The organism is Streptomyces sp. NPDC006208, assembly GCF_040613775.1.
Lineage (GTDB): Bacteria > Actinomycetota > Actinomycetes > Streptomycetales > Streptomycetaceae > Streptomyces.
Genome location: NZ_JBEXSW010000105.1, coordinates 1 through 5,261 on the forward strand (window position 1 = coordinate 1; position 5,261 = coordinate 5,261).

Annotated in this window: 3 protein-coding genes and 1 pseudogene; 2 read left to right on the forward strand and 2 right to left on the reverse strand. The window is 68.7% G+C overall.

The window, feature by feature from the left end; translation table 11 throughout:
- Window positions 1–469: 469 nt before the first annotated feature.
- Entirely contained in the window at window positions 470–1,426 is a 957-nt protein-coding gene (locus ABZ208_RS38670; protein ID WP_356914133.1) for a MerR family DNA-binding transcriptional regulator, read from the forward strand.
- Between the two features lie 150 nt (window positions 1,427–1,576).
- On the opposite strand, the pseudogene ABZ208_RS38675 reads toward ABZ208_RS38670, so the two are convergent.
- A pseudogene (locus tag ABZ208_RS38675) lies at window positions 1,577–1,657 on the reverse strand (50S ribosomal protein L28); the annotation flags it as partial.
- Window positions 1,658–1,831: 174 nt separating this feature from the next.
- On the opposite strand from ABZ208_RS38675, the gene ABZ208_RS38680 reads away from it, so the two are divergent.
- Window positions 1,832–4,339 (forward strand): ATP-dependent Clp protease ATP-binding subunit, encoded by a 2,508-nt coding sequence (locus tag ABZ208_RS38680; protein ID WP_356914134.1) that lies wholly within the window; start codon window positions 1,832–1,834, stop codon window positions 4,337–4,339.
- A 137-nt stretch (window positions 4,340–4,476) separates the two neighbouring features.
- Here ABZ208_RS38680 and ABZ208_RS38685 read toward each other — a convergent pair whose 3' ends face one another.
- Window positions 4,477–4,761 (reverse strand): hypothetical protein, encoded by a 285-nt coding sequence (locus tag ABZ208_RS38685; protein WP_356914135.1) that lies wholly within the window; start codon window positions 4,759–4,761, stop codon window positions 4,477–4,479.
- Window positions 4,762–5,261 lie beyond the last annotated feature (500 nt).

A 5,261-nucleotide genomic window follows, 5' to 3' on the forward strand; every position in this document is an offset into this window, starting at 1 on the left:
TGCAGTCGCGAGGGTGTCCAACTCTGTCTTCACACACTGACGTTGGACGCCCTCGTCCCATACGCCCAGCCAATCCCTTGAATCGATCATCTAGTCGTCCAAGGCGCTGCCAGCGAGCCAGGAACCGAGCGCGATGCGACGAGCAACTGAGGGCTGCCCCTCTGGAAGACCGCCGGGTTCGGTGACTCCTTGCCCCCGTACGAGCGCGCCCCGCAGCGGCCGTGGTTGCTGCCGGCACACTGCCGGCCCGTGATTCCGCCGAGTCACGGGCCGGCAGCGCATCCGCCCACGAGGGCGGGACGATCAGTGATGAGGCTTCGTGGATTTCCCCGAGGTCGCTCTGCTTCCCCAGTCGGTTGAATGATCGACGAAGGGGTGGGCCGGAGCGGCCTTCCTATGGTGTCGTGACGTGGTGGTGCCCGATGTGGCTTGACGTTGCCCCTGGGGGCAAGGTTTAGGTTGATGCAACATGATGATCAGTGAAGTCGCTCGACGCGCGGGTGTGACGACGAAGACGGTTCGCTATTACGAGTCGTTGGGGTTGATCACTCCTGCTCGGCTCGCCAACGGCTACCGCGACTACTCCGAGCACGAGGCGCGGATGGTGCGCGAGGCCCGGGAGTTGAACCGATTGGGGATTCCGGTCGAGCGGACACGTCCCTTCCTCGAATGCCTGGCCGACGGCCGGGAGCACGCGGACGACTGTCCGTCCTCGCTGGCCGGCTACCGCGAGGCCATTGACGACCTGGCCCTGCGGATCGAGGCGCTCACCGCTCGTCGAGCGGTGCTGGTCCGGCATCTGCACGATGCTGCCTATCGCAACAGCCGTGCCGACCGGCCCGGTGCTGAAGGGAGCACCATGAGCCACCTGACCCGCCTCCCCGCGGACCTGCCTGTCCCCGAGGACGACGGCGCGGCCGCTCATCTCCCAGGTCGGCAGGTGCCGGACATCGAGCTGCCCAGCACCGCGGACGACACCGTCGCATTGCATGCCCTGGGCGGGGGCCGGTCGATCGTCTACTGCTACCCGCTCACCGGCCGCCCCGACGCAGACCTGCCCGAAGGTTGGGACAACACCCCCGGAGCGCGCGGGTGCACCAGCCAGGCATGCGACTTCCGCAATCATCATGACGACCTCACCGCCGTCGGCGTGGCCCGCGTGTTCGGCCTGTCCAGCCAGGACACCGCCTACCAGAAGGAGGTGGTCGACCGGCTGCGGCTCCCCTTCTCGATGCTCTCCGACAGCGGCTTCCGACTTGCCGCCATGCTGGGCCTGCCCACCTTCGAATTCGGCGGGGTGCTCCTCTACAAACGCATCACCCTTGTCATCCGTGACGGCGTGATCGAGCACGTCTTCTATCCGGTCTTTCCGCCGAACGAGCACGCCCGACAGGTACTTCGGTGGCTGCAGGACAACCCCGCGTGACCAGGCCAAGGAGGAGACAGGCGGCCTTCGGGCGAGGGAAACAGGGCGAGCAGGTCCGTCCACTTGCTTGAGCACGGGTGGGGAGAACCAAGGAGCCTCATCATCAGTAGGACGACTTCGTGACTCCGGGGAGGAATCCGGCGCGGGCTCCCCCCAAGCGCGGATGCGAGCCACGGCCGCCTCGACACCGATGCTGTCGATCGTCTTGATCGCCTTGGCACTGAACGTCACCGCCTGCCACGCCTCCTCGTGCCCGATCGCCTGTGGCATCTGCGGCTCTGCCCAGGACGCCCGTCACTCACCTGCTGCGTTCGCACGCCGGGACGACCCGGCGAAGAATGGCCGTGTACCGGCAATTCGACTACGGCAGGCTGCGCACAGCCGCTGTGCCGCCCGCCGGACGGGATGATCCTTGTGACAACTTCGCCCTTCGGGTCCGGCGACCCGTTCTCCGATCTCTTCAACCGCTTCTTCGGCATGAGTCCGGCAGCCTCGCCGCCAGCCGTGCAGCGCGTGCCCATCGGGCGACTGCTCAGTGATTCCTCGCACGAGCTGCTGGCGGCGGCAGGCGGCCGGGCGGCCGAGGACGGGTCCGATCTCGACACGGTGCACCTGCTGTGGGCCGCCACGCAGGTGCCGGCTGCCCGGCAGGTGCTGGAGCAGGCGGGCGCTGATCCGGACCAGCTGGCTGCGGACCTGCAGGAGAACCTTCCCACCGGCACCGGAACCGGCGACCCCGGGCTCACGCCAGCGGTGAAGCGCGCTCTGCTTGCCGCCCACGCCCACTCCCAGGCGACCGGTGCCTCGTACATCGGTCCGGAGCACATCCTCGCCGCATTGCTGGACGATTCCAGCCTCGCACGCACGCTGGGATCCGAGGGAGTCTCCTCCGGTTTGCTGAGTGGCGGCGAAGCCGGCCGGAAGGCGGCGTCGGGCGAGCACAGCGACACCCCGACCTTGGACGAGTACGGGCGCGACCTCACCGACGAGGCCCGCAGCGGACGTCTCGACCCGGTGGTCGGCCGGGCCGAGGAGATCGAGCAGACCGTGGAGGTCCTTTCCCGGCGCACCAAGAACAACCCCGTGCTCATCGGCGATCCCGGCGTCGGCAAGACCGCCATCGTCGAAGGACTGGCGCAGCGGATCGTCGCCGAAGAGGTCCCGAAGGCCCTGCGCAACCGCCGCGTCGTGAGCCTCGACATGGCCGGTCTGGTCGCCGGATCCAAGTACCGGGGAGAGTTCGAGGAGCGGCTGAAGAAGGTGATCGACGAGGTCACGGAGGCCGAGAGCGGCATCATCGTGTTCATCGACGAACTGCACACGGTCGTCGGCGCCGGCGGAGGCGGCGAGGGTGCCATGGACGCCGGCAACATTCTCAAGCCCGCGCTCGCCCGGGGCGACCTCAGCGTGGTCGGCGCCACCACCATCGACGAGTACCGCCGGTACATCGAGAAGGACGCCGCGCTCGAACGTCGCTTCCAGCCGGTCATGGTGCGCGAACCCACCGTCGAGGAGACGGTCGAGATCCTGAGCGGGCTTCGCGACTCCTACGAGGCCCACCACCAGGTCCGTTACACGGACGAGGCCCTGGACGCCGCGGCCGCCCTGTCCGACCGCTACATCACCGACCGGTTCCTGCCCGACAAGGCGATCGACCTCATGGACCAGGCAGGAGCACGCGTGGGACTGCGCGGCCTCGGTGCCTCGACCGGGACCGCGAGCATCGAGGACCGCCTCACCAAGCTGCGCAGGGAGAAGGACGAGGCCGTCAGCACCGAGGACTACGAACGCGCCGCACAGCTCAAGGAGCAGATCCGGCAGGTGGAGCGGGAGCTCGCCGGCGCCGGCGGAGAGCGGGAAGAGGCCGGCAGTGTGACTCCCGAGGACATCGCCGATGTGCTCTCCGCGCGCACCGGCATTCCCGTCTCCCAGCTCACCGAGACCGAGCGCGAGCGGCTCACGAAGCTCGAAGAGGCCCTGCACGAGCGGGTGGTCGGCCAGGACGAGGCAGTCACCGCCGTGTCCCAGGCCGTGCGCCGCGGCCGGGCGGGCATGGGAGACCCCGACCGGCCCACCGGCAGCTTCCTCTTCCTCGGACCCACGGGAGTCGGCAAGACAGAACTGGCCAAGGCACTTGCGGAACTGCTCTTCGGAGACTCCGACCGGATGGTCCGCTTCGACATGAGCGAGTTCCAGGAGAAGCACACCGTCTCCCGGCTCGTCGGCTCCCCTCCCGGATACGTCGGCTACGAGGAGGCCGGGCAACTCACCGAGGCGGTGCGCCGCAAGCCGTACAGCGTCGTTCTGTTCGACGAGGTCGAAAAAGCCCACCCGGACGTCTTCAACCTGCTGCTGCAGGTCCTGGACGACGGACGGCTCACCGACGCCCAGGGACGCACGATCGACTTCCGGCACACCGTGGTCATCATGACCAGCAACATCGCCTCCAAGCGCATCCTGGACCACCAGGGGGCGGTCGACGACATCAGGGATGACCTGATGGCCGAACTGCAGGCGCACTTCCGGCCCGAGTTCCTCAACCGCATCGACGAGATCATCGTCTTCCACGCCCTGACCCGGGCGGACCTGGTGCGCATCGTCGACCTGTTGCTGGAACGCAGTCGGCGCAGGCTCCACGCCCAGCAGATCAACCTCGAGGTCACCGAGACCGCCAAGGAGTGGCTGGCCAACCGTGGCTACCAGCCCGAGTTCGGAGCCCGGCCGCTGCGCCGCACCATCCAGACGGAGCTCGACAACCGCCTTTCGAACATGCTGCTCAGCGGCTCGGTCAATCCGGACGACACCGTCATCGCCGATGTCAAGGACGGCGAGCTGGCACTGACCCTCGGTCCGGCGGCCGCCTCGGGCGGCGCGGACCAGCCGGAGCCGGACACAGCAAGTTCGGCGGAGTAGCCCATCTGAACTGGGATTTCTTTCATCATGAGGCGGGGGTGGACAGCGTCGCCGCCAGGATGGAAGGCCCCACGGCGGCAACTGCCAGGCGGACGTGGCCGGGCAGCCCCTGGCACCGCGTAGCGTTCGCGCTTCGACTACTCCCCGGGGCCGGACGGCCGACGACTGCGGAATCCAGCGGCTCTTCGTCCTGCGCGGCCTGTTGCCTGACGACGCCGACCGCCGCCTGCCGCACCGCTCCGGCGCCGCGGACGCCGGGAGCCGAGGCCGTGCAGTGAGATCAGTGCGACCCTGTGCTCAGGGTCGACCTCGGTGCGGACCGGGTTGCGCTCCGCCCGGCTCGGCAGGTCGGTGAGGAAGACGCCGATGTCCCAGTCGCCGTCCTCCTGACGGGTGCCGACGACGTTAGCCACGTCGGACACGTCGACCTGCTAGTCCGCCACCAGGGGCGCCGTCACGGTGTCCGCCTGCCAGCGGATGCCCCTGGCGATGCGGCGGCGCAGATCCTCCGGTAGGCGGGGGCGAGCCAGCCCATCTCGGAGGGCAGGCCCGGGTCGGCGACCAGGACGAACCGCAGGTTCCTGTCGTTCGTGTCCGCGCGTCGGGTTACCTCGTAACCCTTGTCCTGCCGCCGGGTGGGCCTCGGTGATGTCGCGCCTCGCCGCTTCCCCGGGCTGTCACCACAGGGAGGGATCCGCTGGTCCACCCGTTCGCCCAGCACGCCGCGCCTGCGGGCCGGGGAACCCCTAGCATGCTGGACTGTGCGACCCATTCTCCCGAAGATCGAGGGCGGCCGGGCACAGGGCCTCCTGCAGCTCATCGAGGACGGCATCCACCTGGTCGTTGCGGCGCTCCTCGTACTGCTCGCGGGGCTCCTGACCGTCGGGGTCATCCACGACGTCATCAGGTCGATCCAGGGGCC

Coding starts and splice junctions, on each gene's coding strand:
- ABZ208_RS38670 (WP_356914133.1), top strand. CDS start 470: ATGATGATCAGTGAAGTCGCTCGACGCGCGGGTGTGACGACGAAGACG.
- ABZ208_RS38680 (WP_356914134.1), top strand. CDS start 1,832: ATGATCCTTGTGACAACTTCGCCCTTCGGGTCCGGCGACCCGTTCTCC.